This window comes from Streptomyces sp. NPDC059169 (genome assembly GCF_042755225.1).
Classification (GTDB): domain Bacteria; phylum Actinomycetota; class Actinomycetes; order Streptomycetales; family Streptomycetaceae; genus Streptomyces.
In genome coordinates, this window is record NZ_JBHZCF010000017.1 from 76,581 (window position 1) to 99,603 (window position 23,023).

The window sequence follows — 23,023 nt, forward strand, 5'->3', positions numbered from 1 at the left end:
CGAGGTCCGGCGGCGTACTTTCCGCCGGACACAGCGGAAGCCGACGTCAGGAGGTGGTCGGTGATGTCCGAGTTCGAGCTTTTCGAACGACTGGGAGGAGCGCGCGTTGCGCGCCGAGGCGAACGTGCTGGGCAAGGACCTCGCAGCGCTCAACCAGAGGCGCGACGCCGCCGGGGAGACGCTGCAGCGGATCGCGCAGCACAGGCAACGCTGACGAACTCCTCGTGGGCGGGCCCGACTACCGTCCGAAGACCGCTTCCCAAGCCGACGGAGATCGTTTCCCGCACCCCGGCCAGCCGACCTTCTCCGTTGTCAGCCCCAGGGGCAAGGATGAGCGGCATGACGAAGACCGGAGCGGACTATGCGTGGTTCGAAAGCGACTTTCCCGACATCGCCGAGGCGTACTGCTTCACCCTGGTGCGGGGTCTGTCGCCCGCTGAGGTGGCGTCCCGGCTCGAAGGGCGACCGGAGACGCCGCTACGGGGCATCGACGCAGTCGTCGACGCCGCCTTCGCCCAGTACGACCTGGAGCGCGGCGATCGCCAACTGGTCGCCATGACGACGGTCGGTTCCTGGACGCTGCTCATCGAGCCCAACGGCTACCTCGGGGTCACCGAAGATCGAGCCGTGCCTGCTTCCGCCGGGGCACGCTGGGTCTCCCACTTCGTCAATGTCAACGCCGTCGGAACGTTCCTCTGGGCGGAGGACCGTGTCCTGCGACTGTGCTTCGACCCCCTATTCCCGGAGGACCGGTGGGGCACTTCACCTGACGAACTCCTCGACGTCATGCAGCGGATCGGCTTCCCTCTCGAGGAGGAGCCCCCGAAAACTGATCTTTCCTCGCCAGCAGCGTTCGCTCTGGCAGAGCACCTGACCGGCGTCGCCATCACTCCGACGCTGCTCCAGGACACGACGTTCACCTGCACGACCGCCCAGACCTGGTGACCTCTTCCGTCCGCACTTCCCCATCCGATCACATGGACGCGGCGTGGATGATGGCGCCGTGACGAACGTCAGAGACGGCCATGTAAAGGTCCACTCCCGGGTGGACATCGACGAAGACGGTTGGCCGCCGGCGAGCGTCGAGAGCCTGTGGCCGTGGCCCTCGGCGACGGCACCGCGGCTCGGCACGACAGGCGAAGGCATCGAGAGGTTCCGGATGGTCGCACCGGATGTCCCGCCGCGGGCGGACCTGCCGCGGGTCCGATGGCTCCTGGAACACGGTGCGACGGAGGGCTGGTGGCACTGGGAAGAAGGGTGCGTTACCGCTGCCTGGAGGCCCACAGCCATGGACTGATCTGCCGCGTGTGCAGCGGGAGGGCCGCCTCGGTCTCTGTCAGCGGCACCGTGGATGATCAGGCGCATGGCACATGGTTCCCGAGAGGCCCTCCGATCCCTCGCCACGCAGCATTTGCCGCCCGAGGATTCTGAGAGGTGGCTTGGTCTACTTCGCCCCGGCGTGCGTCTTGACGTGGCAACCGACACTGACGGCGCTGTGGGTCGGCTCGGCGGCCTCCCAGCCTTGCCGGCCACCGCGAAGTGGCCGGTGTGGGAGGGGCATGGTCCGCTCTCCTTCGTCGCCTCGATCGACTGCACGCGTCTGCCGACGGCTGCGCTGGACATCGATCTACCCGAGGCGGGAACGCTGCTGTTCTTCTACTTCGACGGTCAACTGGACGACGGTGAGGCCCTTGTTCTGGCCGGGGACCGGGAGAGCTGGGCAGGCGCCCGTGTGCTCTACGTGGCGGCCAAGGAGGAAGTGGCGGAGCGTGAGGCGCCTGCCGGGCTGACACCGTATCCGGAGGTGCCGCTGACCGCCCGGGTGGAGATGACGGCGACCGAGCCCTGGCATCCGTCCGTACGGGCCGCCTTCGCCCCGGGTGCCCCGCTAGGGAATCGTTACGACCATCCCGTCTGCTCTCAGGAGTTCCTCGACGCCCTGTGGGAGTTCAACGGCAAGGTGGGGCATCAGATCGGCGGCCACCCTCATTCCGTGCAGAATCCCGTCGAGATCGAGATCGCGGAGGCGGTCCTGGACGTCGGAGTGTCCTGGGACGACCCTCGGTTGTCCGGGGAGGCGGGCCGCTGGGTGCTGCTGGCCCAGTTCGACACCGAGGACTCCGCGGACATGATGTGGGGCGATGCCGGAGCCTTGTACTGGCTGATTCGCCCGGAGGATCTGGCCGAGTTGCGCTTCGACCGGGCGATGTTCACCTGGCAGTGCAGCTGATGGCAGCCGGCCTCCCGCCTGGGGAGTCCAGTACACACCGAGCCTGCCAAGTGAGGGCGCTGCCCGCGCCGCCGCGGACGAGCTGTCCGGGATGGGGCGCCGTCTGACGGCAGTGCGCGTCCACGCCCACTCCCGGTTCGTTCCGTCGAGCTTCCGGCACGGCCGGCAGTCGATGGCCCCTGAGTGGAGGGGGGTGGCAGGTCTTCTCGCTGGCCGTCTACAGCGGGTACGAGCGGAGGGCTCTCAAGCCGTTCTTTCGGAGTCAGCAGATGCGGGTGGCCCATGTGGCCCGTGCCCACGGCGGTTTCAGCAGCGGTCCATCGAGGGAGGTGCTGCGCGTCTTCACACAGGACGGCCTGGTCCTCGAGCGGGCCGGCGCCGACGTCGATGCGGCGGAGGAGTTGGCGAGCTTGTCGCGCCCTTGCTGCCCAGCGCTGACGTCGCTCACGAGCGATCGCTGGCGTTCGGTAGGTCCCGTCACCGAGTTCCTGGCGGGTCGGTTCGGGCCGATGGACCTGCGGAAGGAACTGGTCGGTCGGTGAGGATGACGTCGACGGAGGTGTCCTCGAGGTCTGGTGCTGTCCGTCCGCCTCCGTGACGACCCCGGATGCGACTGCCCCGCGCTCCAGCTCAGGAAGAGGCTCAGGCTGTGGTGCAGCGGGCAACAGGTGCGGTGAGTCCGACTTCGTGTTCACGACGCGTTTCCGCAGCCCGATTGAGCCGCAGACTGCCAACCGGTCTGTCGCTGCCCGGTCCACTCCCGCCGAAGTCCGCAGCATCAGGCGGCACGACACCCGACACCCCTGCGGGTCGTTGCTCACGGTCTCGATGTGCACCCACGGATCGCGATGCAGATCCTCCGGCACAGCAAGATCGCGGCAACGGTGGAGGTTTACACGCACATCCCGTCTGAGGCGATGTACAAGGCTCTGCGGAAGCTCGGGCAAGCACCTGGACGTGCCGGACCGTATGTCGTTGCTGTACTTCGCTGCTGTACAGAACGAAAGAGCCCCTACCGAATTGCTCCGGCAGAGGCTCTGACCTGTTGTGGACCTGAGGGGATTTGAACCCCTGACCCCCTCGATGCGAACGAGGTGCGCTACCAGTCTGCGCCACAGGCCCTTGCAACGAGTGAAACCTTAGCATCCCGATCGGGGTGCTTGGAAATCCGTTCCCGCCGGTCAGCCGGGGAGCGGTTTCGCAGGTCTCACTCGTTGGCCGCGCGGGGCCGGTCCTCGTCCGCGTACTGGTCGAAGAGCGGCGTGCGGCCGCGGTCGCGCGCTCTGCGCGCAGGGGTGGGGCGCTGAGTCGCCGAGGCCGGGGGCGGAGTGGGTTCGGCCGTGGAGGAGCGGGCCGAGCTCCAGGTCTCCGGGTCCGTGACGTCGATACCGCTGGTGGCTCGCGGGGCGACCGGTGCGGTGACGTAGGTCGGCAGCGGCACCGGCACCGGGTCCCAGCTGTCGCCGCGCGCCGGGCCGATGTCCCGCTGCTGGTCGACCCACTCCGCGTGGTCGGTCTGCTCGACGAGAGCGCGGCGTCCCGCTTCCTGGGGTGAGAGAGCGGGAGCCGGCTCGGGCTCGGGGGCCCGCTCCTCAGGGGCCTCCTTCGGCTGCGCGGCGGCGGGCGGCTGGTGGCGCGGCTGATTCTCGCGCAGCCGCTGGGCCGCCGCCTCAGCACGGCGCCGGTCCATGACGTACATGAAGCGGCGCCGCTCCTTCGCGCGCAGATGCGCGATGTAGGCGCTCAGCAGGACCGCCGGGATGCCGGGAGCCCAGAGGAAGCCGAGCCCGCCGACCGCGGCGACGATCGAGCCGACGGTGAAGATGAGGAAGAGGATCACGGTGGTGCGCCGCCGCCGGGCGAGTACCTTCGAGCGCCGGGCGCGCGCCGCTGCGGCTGCACCGTCCGGGCGCCGGGGGCGGGCGCCGCGCGCCTGGGCCGAGACCGGGACCGGGACCGGCGCGCGCGCCTCGGTGCGGGGCGCGGCGAACGCCCGGACGTCGACGGAATCGAATCGGTCCGTCTCCGCGTCCGGGTCGGCGTCGCCTGTCGCCGGGTCCTCGGCGGTGCGCTCCCGCAGCTCCTTGGCGTACCGGCGCTCCATGCCCGCCCGTCCGGACAGCAGCCGGATGGCGGTGCTGAAGCGTTCCGTCGGTCGGGCTTCGTTGAGCTCGTCCTGCCTGCGGAGCCACATCGGCACCAAGTAGGCGGCCCAGGCTCCGACGATGACTGCGTAGATGAGGCCGCTGCTGCTCACGTCTAACACCGTAGAGGGATTGGCGCCAGGGCATCGGCCAATTGGCTCGGTGTGTCGCACGATCTGGCTGATACCACTGACTTTTTTTGTGATTCTTCAGATCGCCAGGCGATCGAGCACCCGCTAATTCGAACAATTATTTTATTTTTTGGGATGTGCGGACCGTGCTCGGTGCCAGCGGCGCAGCAGACCGTCCGGGACCTCCTCGGCTGTCAGCGCGAACACCAGATGGTCACGCCAGGCCCCGTCAATGTGGAGGTAGCGGGGGCGCAGTCCCTCTTCGCGGAATCCGAGTTTCTCGACGACCCTGCGGCTGGGCACGTTCTCCGGGCGAATGCAGACTTCGACGCGGTGCAGTCCGACGGTCCTGAAGCAGTGGTCGACGGCAAGGGCGACGGCCGTGGGCATGACTCCGCGGCCCGCGACGTCACGGTCCACCCAGTAGCCGACGTGGCCGGAACACATCGACCCCCAGGTGATCCCGGCAACGGTCAGCTGGCCGACGAGCACGCCCCGGTACTCCACCACGAACGGCAGCATCCGACCGGCGTGGGCCTCCGACCGAAGGTGCCTGACCATCTGGCGGTAGGTGGGGCGCTGGGCGAACGGAGCGCCGGGGGCGGGGGGCGGGATGGTGGCCTCCCACGGGCGCAGCCAGTCCCGGTTGCGACGGTTCACCTCACGCCACATGCGCTGGTCGCGCAGCTTTATGGGGCGGAGGGTGACATCACCGTCCGTCAGAACCACGGGCCAGAAGGGCGCGTTCAGCGGGGGCTCCCGGGAGGACCTGCCGTCTCCACGGGTCTCGGGTGGTCGCCGCCGCGTAGTTGGTCGACGGCGTGGGGCAACAGCCCGCCCAGTACCGCGAGCCCGTCGCGGACACCACCGGCGGATCCGGGGAGGTTGATGATCAACGTGTGGCCCGCGACGCCGGCGAGCCCCCGGGACAGCGCCGCCGTCGGGACCTTCGCAAGGCCGTACGCACGGATCGCCTCCGGAATGCCCGGGACCTCGTAGTCGAGTACCCGGCGGGTGGCGTCGGGAGTGCGGTCGGTGGGCGAGATGCCGGTGCCGCCGGTGGTGAGGATGACGTCGTACGCAGCGGCGACCCCGTCGCGCAGCGCGGCCTCGACGGGGTCGCCGTCGGGGACCACTCTCGGGCCGTCCACCTCGAAGCCCATGCCCGTGAGGCCTTCGACGAGCAGCGGACCGCCCTTGTCCTCGTAGACGCCTGCAGCGGCACGGTTGGAGGCCGTCACCACCAGGGCGCGCCCGACTGTCCGGGCGGGTGGTTCGTCCGCGGCCTCGTGGTGAGGGTGGGGGTGGCCGTGCACCTCGCCCGCGCGGGGGCTCACCGCCCGGCTCCCTCGCGGGACCAGTCTCCGGACTTCCCACCGCTCTTCGTCTCGACCCGGACGTCGGTGATGACCGCGGCCTTGTCCACCGCCTTGACCATGTCGACGACCGTGAGCGCGGCCACCGACACCGCGGTCAGTGCCTCCATCTCCACACCCGTGCGGTCCGTGGTCTTCACCGTCGCGCGGATCTCGACGGCGTCGTCGGCGACGGACAGGTCCACCTTCACTCCGGAGACCGCCAGCGGATGGCAGAGCGGGATCAACTCGGGGGTGCGCTTGGCCCCCATGATCCCGGCGATACGGGCCGTGGCGAGGGCGTCCCCCTTGGGAACCCCCTCACCTCGTAGCAGTGCGACGACGCGCGGCGAGACGAGGACCCGGCCGCTGGCACTGGCCGTGCGCGCGGTGACGTCCTTGCCGGAGACGTCGACCATACGTGCGGCGCCCGCGTCGTCGAGGTGGGTGAGTCCTTGCTGCGCGCTCATTGCTGTGGCTCCCGGTCACTGTGTGGTGAGACACGCTACCGCCACGGCCGCGCCCTCATCCGAGCAGGACCACCTCGATCTCGGTGCCAGGCGCCACGTTCGTGACGTCCTCGGGGACCACGACGAGCGCGTTCGCCTGGGCGAGGGCCGCGACCAGGTGGGATCCGGCGCCGCCGACGGGAGTGACGGTGCCGTCCCCGGCATCGTAGGCACCGCGGAGGAACTGGCGCTTCCCGGCGGGCGAGGACAACGTCCGGTCCGTGCGCAGCTCGGCCCGCACGCGCGGGCGGTGCAGGTCCGCCACCCCCATCAGCGCCCTGATCACGGGGCGGGCGAACAGTTCGAAGGAGACGTACGAGGAGACGGGATTCCCCGGCAGTGCGAGCAGCGGCGTCCGGTCCGGGCCGATCGTGCCGAAGCCCTGGGGCTTGCCCGGCTGCATCGCAAGCTTGCGGAAGTGGACCCTGTGGTCCGGCTCCGTTTCGCCCTCCCGCTCCGCTTCGTCGCCGAGGTGTGTCAGCGCCTCCTTGACGACGTCGTACGCCCCGACGGAGACGCCGCCCGTCGTGATGAGCAGATCGGCGCGGATCAGCTGGTCCTCGATGGTGGCGCGCAGCTCGTCGGCGTCGTCGGTGACGGCGCCGACCCGGTAGGCGATGGCTCCCGCGTCACGGGCGGCGGCGGCGAGCGCGAAACTGTTCGAGTCGTAGATCTGGCCCTCGCCCAATTCCTCCCCGGGCTGAACCAGTTCGCTGCCGGTCGAGAGCACCACGACCCGCGGGCGGGGGCGGACGCGGACCGTGCCGCGGCCGATGGCGGCGAGAAGCCCGATCTGCGGCGGGCCCAGGACGGTTCCCGCCGCCAGGGCCAGGTCTCCCGCCTGGACGTCGCTGCCGCGTGCCCGGACGTGTGCTCGGGGTTCGACCGGCCGGTGGATCCGGACCTCGCCACCGGAGCCCTCGGGACCCGTGGCGGCCGGAAGCATGGTCGTGGCTGCTCCTGCACCCGCTCCCCCGTCGGTCCACTCGACGGGGACGACCGCCTCGGCGCCGCGCGGCAGGGGGGCACCCGTCATGATCCTCGCAGCCTGTCCGGAGCCAACCTCCGCTCCGCCGGGCAGCCCGCCGCTGCCCGCGGCGACGTCGCCGATGACCGTGAGGACGGCGGGTGACTCCTCGCTGGCGTCCGCGACGTCGGCGACACGGACCGCATACCCGTCCATCGAGCTGTTGTCGAACGGCGGGAGGGCGACCGGGACGGTGACGTCCTCGACGAGCACGCAGCCCTGGGCGTCGGGCAACTGGAGGTCGATCGGTTCGAGCGCCTGGATCGCGCCGAGGACGTCCGCTAGGTGCTCGTCGACCGACCACACCGAACCGCCGCTGCCCGACGGGCCGCCGGACCCGGCTCTGGTCGGGGAGCCACCGGCGGGTGTCGGGCCCGTCTGGGCGCTGGGCTCGGACGGGGTGGACGTGCCCGGGCCCGCGTCGGAGCCCGCGCCCGGAGTTGCCGTGCTGCTCAAGGTGCCACTTCTCCCGTGCTGGTCGGGTGTTACATCTCTTCGGTGACGTAACGGCGGAGCCAGGTCCGGAAGTCCGGGCCCAGGTCTTCACGTTCGCACGCGAGTCTGACAATGGCACGCAGGTAGTCGCCGCGGTCGCCGGTGTCGTAGCGGCGCCCCTTGAACACGACGCCGTGTACGGGGCCGCCGACCTTCTCGTCGGCCGCGAGCTTCTGGAGGGCGTCGGTCAGCTGGATCTCGCCGCCGCGGCCCGGCTCGGTCTTGCGGAGTATCTCGAAGACGGCCGGGTCGAGGATGTAGCGCCCGATGATGGCGTAGTTGCTGGGCGCCTCGGACGGGTCGGGCTTCTCGACCAGACCGGTCACGCGGACCACGTCCTCATCGCCGGTGGACTCGATGGCCGCGCACCCGTAGAGGTGGATCTGGGAGGGCTCGACCTCCATCAGGGCGATGACGCTGCCGCCCTCACGCTCCTGGATGTCGACCATGCGCGAGAGCAGCGGGTCGCGCGGGTCGATCAGGTCGTCGCCGAGCAGGACCGCGAAGGGCTGGTCGCCGACGTGCGGGGCGGCGCACAGGACGGCGTGGCCGAGACCCTTGGGGTCGCCCTGGCGGACGTAGTGCATGGTCGCGAGGTCGCTCGATTCCTGGACCTTCGCGAGGCGTTCGGCGTCGCCCTTGCGGCTCAGCGCTTCTTCCAGCTCGTAGTTGCGGTCGAAGTGGTCCTCGAGAGGACGCTTGTTGCGGCCGGTGACCATGAGGACGTCGGAGAGACCCGCACCCACCGCTTCCTCGACGACGTACTGGATAGCGGGCTTGTCGACGACAGGCAGCATCTCCTTGGGGGTGGCTTTCGTCGCCGGCAGGAACCTGGTGCCGAGGCCTGCTGCGGGGATGACAGCCTTGCTGATCCTGGGGTGGTACTCAGTCATGCGGAGCACCCTATCCGGAACGTATGGGCAGAAGATGAGGCTCCGCTTAACTTCCCCCTCATAAAAGCCGATAAGAGAGTTTTTAGCGAGGCATCATGACGACCGACATGTCCGGAAAGGCTGCGATGCGCCGCGAACTGCTCGACGCACGCCGCCTCCTGTCACCAGAAGACGCAAGGGAGGCCTCGTTGGTTCTCGCCCGGCACGCGCTCCGGCTTCCCGAGCTCGCCTCGGCCGGAACGGTGGCCGCCTATGTGTCCGTGGGGCGTGAACCAGGCACTCGCGCGCTGCTTGATGAACTGCGCGCCCGAGGCGTACGCGTGCTCCTCCCCGTTCTCCTGGACGACAACGACCTCGACTGGGCACTGTACGGAGGTCCCGAGCACCTGGTGCACGCACGGCGCGGGTTGCGGGAGCCGGACGGCCCACTGCTCGGCCACCGGGCCGTGCTGGAGGCCGACACGGTCCTGCTCCCCGGACTCGCGGTGGACGAGCGGGGCATGCGGCTCGGCCGCGGTGGCGGCTCGTACGACCGGGTGCTGGCCCGGATCGAGGCGGCGTCGGCGACACCGACCCTCGTCGTGCTCCTCTACGCGAACGAGGTGGTCGCCCGGGTCCCGGAGGAACCGCACGACCACCCCGTTCACGCGGTGGTGACACCGGAGGGCGTCCGCCGCTTCAGCGGCTGAGCTCAGCGCGCGGGCCGCCGCACGGGCCGCATGGCGCACCCGCCCGGCGGCCCCGCCGCCGGGCTCAGGGCCTGAGCACCAACGCGTCCTGCGTCGCCGCGTCGACCGCCTGCTTGCCGTAGGCCCAGTCCAGCAGTTCGCCCTTGGCCCACTTCTCGGTCTGGTCGGTGTAGTGCGTGCTGTACGCGTGACCGGAGGCCCCGGTCAGATTAATCCACCGCGACTTGTCCCAGTCACCGACGTTGACCACCATCCGCATCGACGGCACCCAGATCACGCCGTAGCCGCCGGCTGCGTTCCAGCCCGTCGCGTTGACCGCGGCCTCACCGCCGCCGAGGTTCCACGGACCGCGGTTGAGCGCCATCCTCAGGAAGCCAGGCCCCTCCGTGCCCAGCGTCTGGTTGCGCAGCGTCAACTGGTGCAGCCGGCCCCAACTCCAGCTGGAGACGTCCTTGCCGAGCTTGGCCGTCAGCTCCCAGCGGGCGTCCACCATGGCGTGCTTGAGCAGGCCGTCGCGGGTGGTCACGGCTTCGTTCCTGCGGCTCTGCGGCGAGCTCCACCAGGTGCTCTTCTCGTCCTTCAGCAGTCCCCGGACCACCTCGAACCAGCGGTCGCCGCCGTCGGGCTGTGCCGAGTCGGCATCCCGCTGCCCGCATTCGCGCACCAGCTTGTTCAGGTCGTCGACCGGGCCGGTCTGGTCCGCGGGCCGGACGTTCAGGCACTCGCCCTTCACCCGGAGCTCCTTGGGGAGCTTGTCGCCGAAGGCCAGCTTCAGGACGTTGCGCCATACCGCGTTGAAGTACGCGGCCGCCCCCGAGTCGGGCTCCTGGGTGTAGTCCCAGCCTTCCAGCAGCTTCTGCGCCTCCCGCACGTACGGGTCGGAGACGTCGATCTTCAGCAGGTAGGGGGTCAGCAGCTTGGCGATCTCACTGCTGTTGTCCATCTGCATGGCGCGCATGTCGTCCGTCGAGATCTTCCCGCCGTCCTTGACCTTGGACTCGATCAGGTCGTTGATCCGCTGGCTGCGCGAGCCGTAGCCGTAGTCCTTGGTGATCAGGTACGGGTACTTGTCCGCGTTCACGACGGCCTGGTTGGCGGTGACGATGTAGCCGCGCTTCGGGTTGTACTCGGAAGGCAGTTCGTCGAACGGGACGTACCCCTTCCACCCCGCCGCCGGATTCCATCCGGGCACCGGCATCGTGCCGTCGTAGCCCTTTGCGCGGACCGGGATCTTCCCCGGGGCCTGGTAACCGATGTTGCCCTTGGTGTCGGCGTAGATGAGGTTCTGCGACGGAACCTCGAAGTGCTTCGCGGCGGCCCTGAAGCCCTTGAAGTCCTTCGCCCTGTCGAGCTCGAAAACGGCGTCCATGGACTTGCCGGGATCCAGGGCCGTCCAGCGCAGTGCCACCCCGTACCCGGGCCCGCGGTCCGGGGCCGGGATGCTGACGGGCGCCCGCTCTCCGACCCGTTCCAGGTCGGCGCTGCGATCGGAGAGCAACGGGCCGTGCTCGGTCTCGCGCACCGTGATGGTGACGGGGCTGCCGCCCGCGACCTTGATCGTCTCGTCGCGGACCGTGAAGGGCTTGACGCCACGGCCGGACCGGTATCCGGTCGGGGTGACCTGCTCCAGGTAGAGGTCGGTGACGTCGGCGCCCAGGTTGGTGAAGCCCCAGGCGATGTCCTGGTTGTGGCCGATGACCACACCGGGCATGCCCGAGAACGTGAAGCCGGCCACGTCGTACCGGCACTTCGCGGAGACCGCACGGCAGTGCAGGCCCATCTGCGCCCAGATCGAGGGCAGCTGCGGCGCCAGGTGCGGGTCGTTCGCGAGTAGCGGCTTGCCTGTTGTCGTGTTCGCGCCCGAGACCACCCAGGAGTTCGATCCGATGCCGTTGCCATTGGGGCCGAGCAGCGCCGGGATCACGTCGAGGCGGTCGGAGAGGGCCGAGAGCTGCGTCTGAACGCCCTGGTCTCCGCCACCACCGGAAGAGCTGCCGCCCGGGTTGCGGCCCGCCGACCCACCCGAAGACGGCGACGAACCCGAAGCCCCCGAGGACCCGTCGGACCCAGCGGACCCGTCGGACCCCGACGAGGACGAGGAACCGCCCCCGTCCTCCTTCCCGTTCCGGGTGCCGCCGTCGGGCAGGACCGGCTGGTGCAGTTCGTACGGGTAGGCCGGATACAACTGCTTGATCTGCTTCTCGTCGAGCCTGCTGGTCATCAACGAGCGGTCGATCTCGTCCTGCATGTTGCCGCGGAGGTCCCAGGCCATCGCCTTCAGCCAGGCAACCGAGTCGACCGGCGTCCACTTCTCGGGACGGTAGTCGTTCGTGAGGCCCAGAGCGGCGTACTCGACGGACAGGTCCTTGCCCTCTTTGCCGTCGAGGTAGGCGTTGACGCCCTCCGCGTAGGCCTGGAGGTTCTTCTTGGTGTCGGCAGACAGGACGGAGTCGTACTCCTTCTGCGCCACCCGGCGCCACCCGAGGGTACGGAGGAAGGCGTCGGTCTCGACCTGGCCCGAGCCGAACATCTCGGACAGCCGGCCCGCTGTCACGTGGCGCCGAACGTCCATCTCCCAGAAGCGGTCCTGCGCGTGGACGAACCCCTGGGCACGGAACAGGTCCTCGTCGCTGTCGGCGTAGATCTGGGGGATGCCGTTCTCGTCGCGCTTCACGTCGACGGGGCCGGAGAGCCCCTTGAGCTTGATCGTCCCGGTGGTCTGCGGGAACGAGGCGCGCACGGTACTGATGCTCCAGTACGCACCACCCCCGACTCCCGCGATCAGCGCCAGCACCAGGGCGAGCACGATCAGTCGGGCGCGTCGCCCCTTCTTCTTGCCGGGTTTCTCGGCGGAGGAGGCGGTTGTGTTGGAGGGCATCGCTGTCCTTCGAGGGGCAGGGTGGTCCTGGGAGTGCTGGAGCAACGATAGGCGCAGCGCCCAGCGCGTCCGGACGCGGTATCAGTAACGCGATAGGACCAACCGATATCAACAACGACTTCTCGAACAGGAGATCGACGACATCGAGGAGCATCAAGAAATCGTTAAAGATTAGGTAAGGTAACGAAGTGTCCCTTGCCGGAGGAATGGTCCGAAGGCAACCGAGAGGGGAAGGATCGGCCGCTGACTGTCCACCAGCTCAATGAACTCCTGCTCATCTGCTCGCTCGTCCTGCTGATCGCCGTCGCGGCGGTACGCGTCTCGTCCCGGAGCGGGCTCCCCAGCCTGCTGCTCTACCTGGGCATCGGGGTCGCCATCGGGCAGGACGGCATCTTCAACGTCAAGTTCGACAACGCCGGACTGACGCAGGTGATCGGCTATGCCGCACTCGTGGTGATCCTGGCCGAAGGCGGCCTGGGCACCAAGTGGAAGGAGATCGAACCGGCGCTGCCCGCGGCGGTCGTGCTGTCGACCGTCGGCGTCGCCGTGAGCGTGTGCGTCACCGCCGCCGGAGCCCACTACCTGGTCGGACTCGAGTGGCGGCAGGCACTCATCATCGGGGCGGTCGTCTCCTCGACCGACGCCGCCGCGGTCTTCTCCGTCCTGCGGCGGGTTCCGCTACCGGCCCGCATCACCGGCACCCTGGAGGCCGAGTCCGGCTTCAACGACGCCCCCGTCGTCATTCTCGTCGTCGCGTTCTCCACGGTCGGCCCGGTGGACGAGTGGTACGTGCTGCTCGGCAAGATCACCCTGGAACTGGCGATCGGCGCGGCCATCGGCCTCGCCGTCGGCTGGCTCGGCTCCTACGGGCTCCGGCACGTCGCCCTGCCCGCCTCCGGCCTGTACCCGATCGCCGTCATGGCCATCGCGGTGACGGCGTACGCCGCCGCCGCCATCGCCCACGGCAGCGGGTTCCTCGCCGTCTACCTGGCTTCGATGGTGCTCGGCAACGCCAGACTGCCGCACTGGCCCGCGACCCGCGGATTCGCGGACGGACTCGGCTGGATCGCCCAGATCGGCATGTTCGTCCTGCTCGGGCTGCTCGCGACGCCGCACGAGCTCGTGCGCGACTTCTGGCCCGCCGTCGCCATCGGGCTGGTCCTGACGATGGTGGCCCGACCCCTGTCGGTGGTCATCAGTCTCGTGCCGTTCAGAAGGCCCTGGCAGGAACAGACGCTCATGTCGTGGGCGGGTCTGCGCGGAGCTGTCCCCGTCATCCTGGCGACCATCCCCCTGGTGTCCGCCATCGAGGGCAGCCAGCGCATCTTCAACATCGTCTTCGTGCTGGTCGTCGTCTACACGCTGGTGCAGGGACCGACCCTGCCCTGGGTCGCCAAGGCGCTGCGCCTCGGCGAGGGGCCGGAGGCCGCCGACCTGGGCATCGAGTCGGCCCCCCTGGAGCGGCTGCGCGGACACCTGTTGTCGGTCGCGATCCCGGAGGGTTCGCGGATGCACGGGGTCGAGGTCGCGGAGCTGCGGCTCCCCGCCGGGGCCGCGGTCACGCTCGTCGTGCGCGAGGGCAAGAGCTTCGTACCGCTGCCGGCCACCGTGCTGCGGCGTGGGGACGAACTGCTGGTCGTGGCCACGGACCCGGTGCGGGACGCGGCCGAAGCACGGCTGCGGGCTGTGGGGCAGGGCGGGAAGCTGGCCGGTTGGCTGGGCACCGGAGGGTCAACGTCCCATTGACCGGACCTGCCGGAGGGTCCGGGTTCCGAGCGGTCGAGCCCCGCCGGAACAATCCGGCGGCCGGGCTGGACGGGCCCGTCCGGACGTCGACCGGCTGCCGGACGGACCTGCCGCGGTGACGATCTGCGCGACGGGGGCAGCGCACCACGAGGTCATGAACTCCGCCCGACGGCGAGCAGCGCACGAGCGCTGATCGATCGCAGCCGCGGGATTCACAGGCCCAGATGCCGATGGTCATCCATTTCACAGGCAGCCCGAGCTTGCTCCCTGTATCATGCAGGCACACTGATCGACCAACTCTGCCTGACGCAGAGCTGGCGCGACCGTATGGCGGCCGAGCGTCCACCCGAGTGGGTTCCGGTATCTACCGCAGTTCCGCGCAAGAGGACAGCTCTCGGCGGCTCCCCACACCCAGGGGAGCGCCACCAGGCGGCAGAAAGGCACGGGCCGTGGCATCCACGGTCATTTCTGACACGTCTGCTGCGTCGGTTGCCGACGCGCCCGATTCCGGTTCGCCGGCCACGCCGTCCGGCGTCCCCGCGGCCGGGCCGGACCCGAGGCCGTCCGCTCGGCGCCCTGGCTACGGGCAGTTGCTCCGCACCCCTGGAGCTTGGACGTTCGTGCTCCCCGGCTTCGCCGCCCGGCAGCCCTTCGCGATGCTCACCATCGGCATCGTCCTGCTCGTGGAGCACACCACCGGTTCGTACGGGAGCGCGGGTGCCGTTGCCGCGGCCACCGGGGTGTCGATGGCGCTCTTCGCCCCGCAGAGCGGCAAGCTCGCCGACCGCTTCGGCCAGCGGGCCGTGCTGGTCCCCGGGGTGATCGTGCACGCCGCAGCCGTCGCCGCACTGATCACGCTCGCGCTCACGGGCGCTCCCATGTGGGCACTCTTCGTCGCGGCGGTGCCGACCGGGGCATCCGTCCCGCAGGTCGGTCCGATGGTCCGGGCCCGCTGGGCAGCCAGGCTCGGGGGCACCCCCCTGATGTCCACGGCCGCCGCTTTCGAGTCCGTGACCGACGAGTTCACCTTCGTCGTCGGCCCGGTTCTGGCCACCGCGCTCTGCACCGGCATCCACCCCGCCGCGGGCCTGATCGCCGAGGGTGTCCTCACGCTGGCCGGCGGACTGCTGTTCGCGGCCCAGCGCCGCACCCAGCCACCGCACGGCATCCCCACCGCAGGCGACCTGGGGGCGCGGACGTCGGCGCTGTCCGTACCCGGCGTCCGCGTCCTTGCCGTGGCCTTCCTGGGCATCGGTTCCGTCTTCGGCGGCATGCAGGTGTCCTTGGCCGCCTTCACCCAGGAGATCGGGCAGCCCGGCATGAACGGGCTGCTGTACGGGCTCTTCGCCGCGGGCAACATGCTTGCGGGCATCGCCGTCGGCGCCATCGCCTGGAAGTCCGGGCCGCGACGGCGTCTGGTGATCGGCTACGCGGGTCTGACGGTCGCCGCGTCCCTGCTGTGGGCCGCACACTCGGTCGTGCTGGTCGCCGGCCTCGGCATGCTCGTGGGCCTGTGCATCGCGCCCGCACTGATCACCGGGTTCACGCTGGTCGAGCCGCTCGTCCCCGCGTCGGCCCGCACCGAGGCCTTCACGTGGCTCACCGGCTCGGTGGCGCTGGGCCAGGCCGCCGCGGTGACGTTCGCCGGACGGCTGGCCGACGCCCACGGCTCCGCCGCCGGCTTCCTCGTACCGCTGGTCGGCACCGCGCTCGCCCTCGTCACCCTGGTGGCACTGCGCTCGCGACTCTCCCCTCCTCGGGCCAGCCGTACGGTCGCACGTGGTGTCGGTCACCGAGAGCCGCTGGCGGTGGACTGATCCGGCGGAATACGTCACTATGGACCATCGTTAGCACTCACTGAGTAAGAGTGCCAGGAGGAAGACAAGTGCCGACCTACCAGTACCAGTGCACCGAGTGCGGCGAGGGCCTCGAGGCGGTGCAGAAGTTCACCGACGACGCCCTGACCGAGTGCCCGAGCTGCAAGGGACGCCTGAAGAAGGTGTTCTCCGCGGTCGGCATTGTCTTCAAGGGCTCCGGCTTCTATCGGAACGACAGCCGCGGTGCGTCGTCCAGCAGCGCGCCGTCCTCGTCCTCGGCGAAGTCCTCCTCGGACTCCTCGTCGTCTTCGGACTCCTCGTCGTCTTCGTCGTCCACGTCCGACGCGAAGCCCGCTGCATCGAGCTCCTCCTCCGGCAGCGGTACGACGGCTGCCTGAGCCGACACCGAGCGGCCTGACCGGCCGCTCCACCGTGCTGTCCCCGTGCCAGGGCCCGACCGTTTCCGGACGGTAGGGCCCTGGCTGCATTCCGTCGTACGTTCGGGCACCACTACTGTGATCGCCATGGCCACAGCACAGAGCGCCCAGCAGGCGGAGATCGGCGTTATCGGCGGCTCCGGTTTCTACTCGTTCCTCGAGAACGTCACCGAAGTCGAGGTTCCCACGCCCTACGGCAGCCCCAGCGATTCCCTCTTCTTCGGCGAGATCGCCGGCCGCCGGGTCGCGTTCCTGCCGCGACACGGCCGCAGCCACCGTCTCCCACCGCACCGCATCAACTACCGCGCCAACCTGTGGGCGCTGCGTTCCGTGGGCGTTCGCCAGGTGCTCGGCCCCTGCGCCGTGGGCGGGCTGCAGCCCGAGTACGGCCCGGGAACGCTCCTCGTGCCGGACCAACTGGTGGACCGAACGAAGTCCCGCACCGACACGTACTTCGACGGCGAGCCCCTGGCGAACGGGGAGGTGCCGAAGGTCGTCCACGTGTCCCTGGCCGATCCCTACTGCCCGTCGGGGCGTGCCGCCTCGCTGAGCGCTGCCCGGGGACGGGGCTGGGAGCCGGTCGACGGAGGGACCCTGGTGGTGGTCGAGGGGCCCCGCTTCGGGACCCGCGCCGAGTCGCGCTGGCACGCGTCGCTGGGATGGTCGGTGGTCGGCATGACCGGGCATCCCGAGGCCGCCCTCGCCCGGGAACTGGAGCTGTGTTACGCGTCGATGGCGCTGGTGACAGACCTCGACGCGGGGGCGGAGGCCGGCGAAGGCGTTTCCCACGAGGAGGTGTTGAAGGTCTTCGCCTCCAACGTCGACCGCCTGCGGGACGTCCTGTTCGACGCGGTAGCGGCGTTGCCGGCGACCGAGGACCGGGACTGCATGTGCACGAGCGCGCTCAGCGGCCTGGAAACGGGCATCACCCTGCCGTAGGAAAACGGTTGTCACCCTGACGTAGGAGGGGGGCGCCGGCCGTCGCTCGGGGCTGGGCCCGGCGGGGGTGGCTCGGGCCGGGACGGAGACGGGCCGGGCCCCGGCAGAGTCGGGCTGGCCTCGTGGCGGAGACGGGTCGCGTGCCGGATCGGGGGGGCGATCGCCTGAACCACCCTGTGCGGACGCATGCCCGGCCGAAAACGGCCTCGCGCGCGGGGGCTCGGGGCCTGGGCGAAGGCGGCCCGCCCGGACACGAGCAGGCGAACACGAGCAGGCGAAGGCGGGCCAAATCGGGCGCGTGCGGTCACCAGCCGGCCGATGAAGGACCCGTGCCGTCCGGGCCTGACCGGGACCGGGCATGCCGTGCCGCCGAGCATGGGCTTCCCGCCGCGGGCAGCACCTGTTCGGCCCCGGTGGAGTGGGATCGGAGGCCCGCGCCGTGATGCACGGGGGGCGCTCCGCGCCAACGGGTCGGGGATCAGGAGGCACCACCCTCACGGGTGAGCGAGTTGTCCACAAAAAGGGACTGGTCCACAGGCCGCAGCGAGGCGGCTTGAGGGCGGGGATCGTGGGGTGCGTCCGGTACGGGTCACAGGCGGCCCGCACGTTCTCCTACCGACAGGCGGTTCCGGCGATGACGCGCTCTCACTGCGGGCACGAACGCCCTCGATCAACGGTCCTCCCACCGGCACCGGCGCCCGAGCCGCGCTCGGTGCCCGTGTTCGCCCCGCTGATGGTGCGCGGCGGTCATCAGTGGCAGCGCACGCGCCTGAGGCGCGCTCTGCGCCGCAGGCGTCGCCTGCTGGCGGCCGGGCTTGCGGTGTCGGCCACCGCGCTGGCTGCTTGGGGGCCACGCGCACCGGTCGGCGCGGAGCCACGGGGCGTTCCCGCCCCTCGCCCCCGGCACGCGCCCCCTCCGGTGGACATGGTGTCCGCACCCGTGCGCATCGCGGATGCGGAGACGGTCCGGCTGCTGGAGCCCGGCGATTGTGTGGACGTGATCGCGGCAGTCAACTCGCCTGTGGACACGGGCTCCGACGCGAGGATCCTCGCTACGGGTGCCCGTGTGACCGCCGTTCCACGGGCGCGGGAAACCGCTCTGGAAGGCGGTGCGCTGGTCGTGCTGTCGGTGCCGCGTCAGGTCGCGGCGACACTGGCCGGCGCGGGAGCGACGTCACGGCTGGCGGTGACCCTGTGCTGAGACGCCCCGGCGCACTGCCGGAGACGCTGTTCCTGACACACGTCATCTGCTGGGACTCGACGGTCCGCGCCCGGTCCGGCCGGAGGTACGGCCGCGGGGGCACGGGCACCGCGCGGGAGCGGGGTCACATGTGGTGGGGCGGCTTCTCGTCCAGGAAGCGCGCCAGATCGGCGGCGCTGTCACTGCCCGTCGACGGGCGCTCGCCCCATCCGCGGTCCGTATCGTCCGAGGACTGCTGTTCCAGCGGGTCGCCGAAGATCAATTCCGGCTTGGGTGCAGGGGAACGCCGGGGCTCCTGCGCATCGCGTGGTCCGGGGGCGGTGCTCATAGGCCAAGGGTACGTGGCGGGTCGCTCCGGTCGGCGTGCCCGGCGTCCCTCCGCATCGGGGGGCTCGGGGGCAGACGCACGAGCCAAGCGCACACCGCTGTGGCAGCTCGGTTCCGCGGTGCGCGATCACGGTCCCCGCCGGACGCCGTTCCGGCACCGGTTCCCTCCGGTGCCGTCCCGGGGCCACGGACGCACCGGGCGGGCATCGACGGCTACTCCGGGCGTCGGGATCAGTGCGATCCGGGTGGGGATTCCTCAGATGCAGGGGCGCTGCCGTCGACTGCGAGGTGATCGTTTACGGGCCATTGATGCCGTTCCCATGCAGACGGCAGACCATCGAGGCACGGAGGATGCGGATGCACCGCTCGTTTGTCTGCGCCGTGGCCGGACGAGTTCTGGGCGGCGGAGTGCCGAGGGGGCCCGGCCAGGCACCGCTGGCCCGCCCGAGCTCCTGGACGGTGGCGTTCCACCCGCACGGTGCCCAGGCGCGGGCGAGGAAGACAAAGGGCGGACGACAGAGGGAGAGCGCACGGGATCGCGCGTCCCGCAACTCCCACCCCATCGCTCTGCTGTGCTGGGGGTATGACGTCCCCTTCCTCCTCCACAGGCTCGGGCCGGAGCGGGCGGCGCCGCATGCGGGCCCGCCGGCGCGACGAGGCCCACCGTGTCGCAACCCCTCTGGAACTCTTCTTCGATCTCTGTTTCGTGGTCGCCGTGGCCCAGGCCGGGATGCAGCTGGTCCATGCCGTGGGCGAAGGGCACGCCGGGAACGGCGTCCTCAACTACGCGATCGTGTTCTTCGCCATCTGGTGGGCGTGGATGAACTTCACCTGGTTCGCCTCCGCCTACGACACCGACGACATTCCGTACCGCGTGGTCACGCTCATTCAGATCACGGGTGTCTTGATCCTCGCGGCTGGCGTCCCGCGAGCCTTCACCAGCCACGACTTCGTGGTCGTCTGGCTGGGCTACGTGGTGATGCGGATCGCGCTCATCGCGCAGTGGCTGCGAGTTGCCGCCTCGACACGTGGCGCGGAGCGTGGGACGGCCCTCCGGTACGCAGTCGGGGTGGCCTTGTGCCAGATCGGTTGGATCGGGCTGCTCGTGTTCCCCGAGGGAGCGCGGTACTGGGTCTTCCTGGTGATGGCCCTGGCGGAGCTGGCGGTCCCGCTGATCGCCGAACGGTCGCTGGCGACCAGCTGGCACGCCCGCCACATCGCCGAACGGTACGGCCTGTTCACCATCATCGTCCTCGGCGAGTCGATCCTGGCGGCGTCTACGGCGGTGCGTTCCGCATTGGACGTGAGCGCGGAACTCGCCTCGCTCGCTCCCATCGCAGGAGGTGGCTTGCTGCTCGTGTTCGCAGCGTGGTGGATCTACTTCGCCGTGCCGGCTCACGACCGGCTGACCTCCAGCAGACAGGCGTTCCTCTGGGGTTACGGCCACTATGTGATCTACGCGTCTGCCGCGGCCATCGGAGCGGGTCTGGAAGTGGCGGTGGAGACGGCCGTGCACGAGTCCCACGTCTCGATGACCGCCGCGGCCGCCGCGGTCACCACGCCCGCAGCACTGTTCCTGCTGACCGTCTGGCTGCTGCACGCGCGGCACTTCAAGAGGGGCGTTCTACAACAGATGATCCTGCCGGTCTCGGCACTGGTCATCCTCGCGTGCACCTTCGCGGGCGAGTGGGCGGTGCTCGCGGCCGGGATGGTGGCGGCGGCCACGGTTGCGGTGGGTGAAACGCTCGCCGCGAGGAGCCGGCCCGTGCCCGCCGCGGGGTGATCAGGGCGTTCGCGTAAGGCAGCGGAGGTGAACGGATCGCTCGGTCACGGGAGGGATGGACGTGATACCCAGACTTCATGACGGACAAGGCACTGAACGACGCACTGACCGATGTGGCGGGACTACGGGTCGGTCATGCCCAGCTGCCCGGGGAGGGGGCCCTGAGTGGCACCACGGTCGTCCTCGCACCGGAGGGCGGGGCGGTCGCTGCGGTCGACGTACGCGGGGGAGGACCCGGGACCCGGGAGACCGACGCCCTGGACCCCCGAAACCTGGTGCAGCGCATCGACGCGATCGTGCTGACCGGTGGGAGTGCCTACGGGCTGGACTCCGCATCCGGCGTCATGGCGTGGCTGGAGGAGCAGGGGCGAGGGGTCTCGGTCGGACCCGATCGCGGGCACGTCGTGCCGGTCGTCCCCGCCGCCTGCCTCTTCGACCTGGGCCGCGGCGGTGACTGGCGTGCCCGGCCCGATGCCTCGACCGGACGCGCGGCCGTGGAAGCGGCCGCGCTCACTGAGCCGTTCACAGCGGTCGAGGAAGGTGCGGTCGGTGCGGGTACCGGTGCGGTCGTGGGCGGCCTCAAGGGCGGTGTGGGTACGGCGAGCACGGTCCTTGCCGACGGGACCACGGTCGCCGCTCTGGTCGCGGTCAACGCGGTGGGCTCCGCGTTCGACCCGGACAGCGGTGAGCTGTACGGGCAGCACTTCACCGGTGATCGGTCCGCTGCCCCGCCACCCGAGGTCCACGCGGCAGCCCTCAGGCGGCTGTCCGGGGCCTTGGAACACGGCAACCCCACGCCGCTGAACACCACCCTCGCCGTGGTGGCGACCGACGCCGCGCTGAACCGCGCCCAGGCGCACAAGCTGGCGGGCACCGCCCACGACGGCATCGCACGGGCGGTGCGCCCCGTTCACCTCCTCAACGACGGGGACACGGTCTTCGCCCTCGCTACCGGCACCCGGCAGCTGGGCACCCACCCGCTCGCCCTCAACACCGTCCTCGCAGCGGGCGCGGACGTCGTGACGCGGGCCATCGTGCGCGCCGTGCTCACGGCCCGGAGCGTAGCGGGGCCGGGCGGCGACTTCCCGTCCTACGGTGACCTGTACGGACGCGGCGACCACCAGGATGAGGAGCTCGACTGACCAGCGGCACAAGGGAGTTGAGGGGGCGCGTGAGTGCGCGCGGAACTCCGCCCGGTGCCTCGTGCGTTTTCCCGAACTGGGGACGCGATGTCCGACCCAGGGACTACGTTAAGCAGTCATCAAGTGACATGTGGCAACGGCCTGGAGATCCCCCTTGAACGATCCGTACGAGACAACCGAGACGCACCTCGAGCGGCTCCTGGGTCGGGCACTCAACTCCTTCGACCTTCCCGACACCACGGTCGACCGGCTCGGTTCCGCGCTGGCGCACGCCAGTTCGCTGCACTCGGCGCACCACAGCGCGCACGTGCACCGCCGGACGTACCGACACGCCTACCTACTGGCCGACGGTTCCTCGCTGACTCTCTGGGAGCTCGTGCACAACGGCGGCCGCGGAGACTCCGAGCAGCATGAGCTCTACGCCGAGGAGGCGGAGGCCCGGCTCGCCGCCTCCCGACTGCGCACGGCCCATCAGGACCTGCCGACCGGTGTGGATCCCGGAGACCCGGCTGGCATCGCCTCCATATCCGGGGCTGCCTACGACGAGTGCTCCGGCGCCGCCGACGACGAGATGGACTTGCTGGCGCGGTTGCTGGCTATTCCGTCGTCCGCCCCGTCGCCCGCGTATGTGCCCGATGACTCAGCGGACCACGCTCGTCGGCTGCTGCGCCGCGCCGAGAACGCGGACCGGCCCGGAGCGGACACGGCGCGGCTACTGCGGGGGGCCTTCGCGCACCACATCAGCCAAGCTTTCGGCCGCCAGTGCACGGCAGACGGGCGTGACGCGGGTTTCACGCTGTACGAGCACGCCTTCCTGCTGCTCGACGGCAGGGAGCTGAGTCTGTGGGAGGTGGAGCACACCGCCACACCGGACGGCCGCCACATGTGCGAGGTGTACACGGAGGAGAACACGGCGCGCCGGGCGATGCAGTTGCGCGCACGGGTGCGCTGACGCCCGGGCCCCACGAGCGGGTGCAGCGAGCGGTCACGGCACGGGCCCGAAGCCCGGTTCCCCGAGGCCGCGGCCTGCAGGACGCAGGTAGGGAGGCAAACAGACCGTGATGCACGGGGAGCCGGGCCGGTTCCGGGTACCGGGTACTTACCGGGTCGCCGACGGCGCACTTCGCCGTCGGCACACGCGACGCCGCTGACGGGCTCGCGTCTGGCACGCGCGCGGGCCCCGGGGGGGGGGGCCCCCCCCCCCCCCCCCTCTCCCCCCCCCCCCCCCCCCTCCCCCCCCCCCCACCCCCCCCCCCCCCCCCCCCCCTCCCGCACCCCCA

At 70.4% G+C, this 23,023-nt stretch carries 21 protein-coding genes and 1 tRNA gene; 13 read left to right on the forward strand and 9 right to left on the reverse strand.

The window, feature by feature from the left end; genetic code table 11:
- The first annotated feature begins 339 nt into the window (after nt 1-339).
- The 4 genes from ACFXOM_RS27630 (at nt 340) to ACFXOM_RS27645 (ending at nt 2,772) form a co-directional block, all read left to right on the forward strand.
- Nucleotides 340-945, forward strand: a complete 606-nt coding sequence (locus ACFXOM_RS27630; protein WP_385039755.1) for a DUF6461 domain-containing protein — start codon at nt 340-342, stop codon at nt 943-945.
- 58 nt (nt 946-1,003) lie between these two features.
- A complete protein-coding gene (locus ACFXOM_RS27635) occupies nt 1,004-1,297 on the forward strand; it encodes a DUF4265 domain-containing protein (RefSeq protein ID WP_384938929.1) in 294 nt (97 codons plus the stop codon).
- Nucleotides 1,298-1,471: 174 nt separating this feature from the next.
- The gene (locus tag ACFXOM_RS27640; RefSeq protein WP_385039758.1) at nt 1,472-2,230 is read left to right on the forward strand and encodes a YwqG family protein; all 759 of its coding nucleotides are present in this window, start codon (nt 1,472-1,474) and stop codon (nt 2,228-2,230) included.
- Between the two features lie 269 nt (nt 2,231-2,499).
- A complete protein-coding gene (locus ACFXOM_RS27645; RefSeq protein ID WP_384938925.1) occupies nt 2,500-2,772 on the forward strand; it encodes a hypothetical protein in 273 nt (90 codons plus the stop codon).
- Between the two features lie 506 nt (nt 2,773-3,278).
- On the opposite strand, the gene ACFXOM_RS27650 is transcribed toward ACFXOM_RS27645, so the two are convergent.
- The 7 genes from ACFXOM_RS27650 to galU form a co-directional block, all read right to left on the reverse strand.
- A tRNA-Ala gene (locus ACFXOM_RS27650) sits at nt 3,279-3,352 on the reverse strand.
- Between the two features lie 85 nt (nt 3,353-3,437).
- Entirely contained in the window at nt 3,438-4,487 is a 1,050-nt protein-coding gene (gene glpR / locus ACFXOM_RS27655) for a gephyrin-like molybdotransferase receptor GlpR (RefSeq protein WP_384938924.1), read from the reverse strand.
- A gap of 141 nt (nt 4,488-4,628) precedes the next feature.
- Entirely contained in the window at nt 4,629-5,234 is a 606-nt protein-coding gene (locus tag ACFXOM_RS27660; RefSeq protein WP_384938922.1) for a GNAT family N-acetyltransferase, read from the reverse strand.
- A gap of 17 nt (nt 5,235-5,251) precedes the next feature.
- The gene (locus ACFXOM_RS27665) at nt 5,252-5,752 is read right to left on the reverse strand and encodes a molybdenum cofactor biosynthesis protein B (protein WP_384939066.1); all 501 of its coding nucleotides are present in this window, start codon (nt 5,750-5,752) and stop codon (nt 5,252-5,254) included.
- A gap of 86 nt (nt 5,753-5,838) precedes the next feature.
- Entirely contained in the window at nt 5,839-6,330 is a 492-nt protein-coding gene (gene moaC / locus ACFXOM_RS27670) for a cyclic pyranopterin monophosphate synthase MoaC (protein WP_384938920.1), read from the reverse strand.
- 55 nt (nt 6,331-6,385) lie between these two features.
- Nucleotides 6,386-7,702, reverse strand: a complete 1,317-nt coding sequence (gene glp, locus ACFXOM_RS27675; protein ID WP_384939064.1) for a gephyrin-like molybdotransferase Glp — start codon at nt 7,700-7,702, stop codon at nt 6,386-6,388.
- Between the two features lie 179 nt (nt 7,703-7,881).
- Nucleotides 7,882-8,784, reverse strand: a complete 903-nt coding sequence (galU, locus tag ACFXOM_RS27680; protein ID WP_384938918.1) for a UTP--glucose-1-phosphate uridylyltransferase GalU — start codon at nt 8,782-8,784, stop codon at nt 7,882-7,884.
- A 95-nt stretch (nt 8,785-8,879) separates the two neighbouring features.
- Between galU and ACFXOM_RS27685 the strand changes: the two genes are divergently transcribed.
- Nucleotides 8,880-9,473: a 5-formyltetrahydrofolate cyclo-ligase gene (locus tag ACFXOM_RS27685; RefSeq protein ID WP_384938916.1), complete on the forward strand. Its 594-nt coding sequence runs from the start codon at nt 8,880-8,882 to the stop codon at nt 9,471-9,473.
- A gap of 64 nt (nt 9,474-9,537) precedes the next feature.
- On the opposite strand, the gene ACFXOM_RS27690 is transcribed toward ACFXOM_RS27685, so the two are convergent.
- Entirely contained in the window at nt 9,538-12,351 is a 2,814-nt protein-coding gene (locus ACFXOM_RS27690; RefSeq protein WP_385039761.1) for a penicillin acylase family protein, read from the reverse strand.
- Nucleotides 12,352-12,546: 195 nt separating this feature from the next.
- Here ACFXOM_RS27690 and ACFXOM_RS27695 point away from each other — a divergent pair, with 195 nt between their 5' ends.
- The 5 genes from ACFXOM_RS27695 (at nt 12,547) to ACFXOM_RS27715 (ending at nt 18,491) form a co-directional block, all read left to right on the forward strand.
- Nucleotides 12,547-14,097, forward strand: a complete 1,551-nt coding sequence (locus tag ACFXOM_RS27695; RefSeq protein WP_384938912.1) for a potassium/proton antiporter — start codon at nt 12,547-12,549, stop codon at nt 14,095-14,097.
- Between the two features lie 590 nt (nt 14,098-14,687).
- A complete protein-coding gene (locus ACFXOM_RS27700; RefSeq protein WP_384938910.1) occupies nt 14,688-15,914 on the forward strand; it encodes an MFS transporter in 1,227 nt (408 codons plus the stop codon).
- 68 nt (nt 15,915-15,982) lie between these two features.
- On the forward strand, nt 15,983-16,312 hold the full coding sequence (locus tag ACFXOM_RS27705) for an FmdB family zinc ribbon protein (RefSeq protein WP_384938908.1): 330 nt from the start codon (nt 15,983-15,985) through the stop codon (nt 16,310-16,312).
- A 126-nt stretch (nt 16,313-16,438) separates the two neighbouring features.
- Entirely contained in the window at nt 16,439-17,290 is an 852-nt protein-coding gene (locus ACFXOM_RS27710) for an S-methyl-5'-thioadenosine phosphorylase (RefSeq protein ID WP_385039764.1), read from the forward strand.
- A 940-nt stretch (nt 17,291-18,230) separates the two neighbouring features.
- Entirely contained in the window at nt 18,231-18,491 is a 261-nt protein-coding gene (locus tag ACFXOM_RS27715) for a hypothetical protein (protein ID WP_384938904.1), read from the forward strand.
- Nucleotides 18,492-18,615: 124 nt separating this feature from the next.
- Here the strand turns inward: ACFXOM_RS27715 and ACFXOM_RS27720 are convergent, their stop codons facing one another.
- Nucleotides 18,616-18,819 (reverse strand): hypothetical protein, encoded by a 204-nt coding sequence (locus ACFXOM_RS27720; protein WP_384938902.1) that lies wholly within the window; start codon nt 18,817-18,819, stop codon nt 18,616-18,618.
- 582 nt (nt 18,820-19,401) lie between these two features.
- Between ACFXOM_RS27720 and ACFXOM_RS27725 the strand changes: the two genes are divergently transcribed.
- The 3 genes from ACFXOM_RS27725 (at nt 19,402) to ACFXOM_RS27735 (ending at nt 22,695) form a co-directional block, all read left to right on the forward strand.
- On the forward strand, nt 19,402-20,601 hold the full coding sequence (locus tag ACFXOM_RS27725; protein ID WP_385039766.1) for a low temperature requirement protein A: 1,200 nt from the start codon (nt 19,402-19,404) through the stop codon (nt 20,599-20,601).
- A gap of 77 nt (nt 20,602-20,678) precedes the next feature.
- Nucleotides 20,679-21,743: a P1 family peptidase gene (locus tag ACFXOM_RS27730; protein WP_384938898.1), complete on the forward strand. Its 1,065-nt coding sequence runs from the start codon at nt 20,679-20,681 to the stop codon at nt 21,741-21,743.
- Between the two features lie 154 nt (nt 21,744-21,897).
- Nucleotides 21,898-22,695, forward strand: coding sequence for a DUF6227 family protein (locus ACFXOM_RS27735; RefSeq protein WP_384938896.1), 798 nt, complete (start codon nt 21,898-21,900; stop codon nt 22,693-22,695).
- Nucleotides 22,696-23,023 lie beyond the last annotated feature (328 nt).